The organism is Vibrio sp. 970 (genome assembly GCF_033339075.1).
The window spans coordinates 1-645 of sequence record NZ_JAWOTW010000419.1 but is presented as its reverse complement, the minus strand read 5'-3'; the positions used below and the strand labels follow the sequence as shown (position 1 = coordinate 645).

The 645-nt window shown below is 43.9% G+C and carries 1 protein-coding gene; it reads right to left on the bottom strand.

From position 1 onward, the window contains the following. Positions 1-645 (bottom strand): glutathionylspermidine synthase family protein (locus R7Q11_RS27050; RefSeq protein WP_225467094.1); only part of this gene is annotated, 645 nt, incomplete at both ends.

The following is a 645-nucleotide window of genomic DNA, read 5'->3' as shown; positions in this document are numbered from 1 at the left end:
GAAATACCCGCCGCTCTATCATTGACGAGCCAACTACCGATTAACGTATGGTTCTGCCCAAACTTAGGCAACGGATGATATTTCTGAACGATATTGAACTTCGATTCATAAGGCCCCGGCGTTTTCACCAAGCGCTTTCCATCTTTGACGATCTCAATATTCGCCCCCTCCCGTGAGAATAACGGTTTGATGACATAATCGTTCAAACAACTCGCTTTTGGGTCATTAGCAAAATAGGCAGGCAAAAGATTGGGATGATTTGGAAAGCGTTCCCACAACAATGGCAAAAGTGCTTTATTGGATAAAATCGATTTCCACATGGGTTCTAGCCAGTTGACGTTTGCAGTCGCTAAATATTTCGCGTATTCCTCTTCAAACATGAATTCCCAAGGATAAAGTTTGAACATCCAACGAATGGCTCGTTCGTCCACATCCACAAATTTTCCGTCTTCCGTTACACCAATATCTTCGACATGCACAAAAGCTGTCGCTAGCCCCGCCTCGCGCGCGCAATCTTCTAAATACTGGACAGTCGCTTTATCTTCTTCTGTGTACTTGCAACAGCTAAAGTGGAGAGTTTGTCCCGGTTGATATTTGGCTATCTCCGCAAAACGCTCAATCAGAAAGTCTTGAAGAATATTGAAT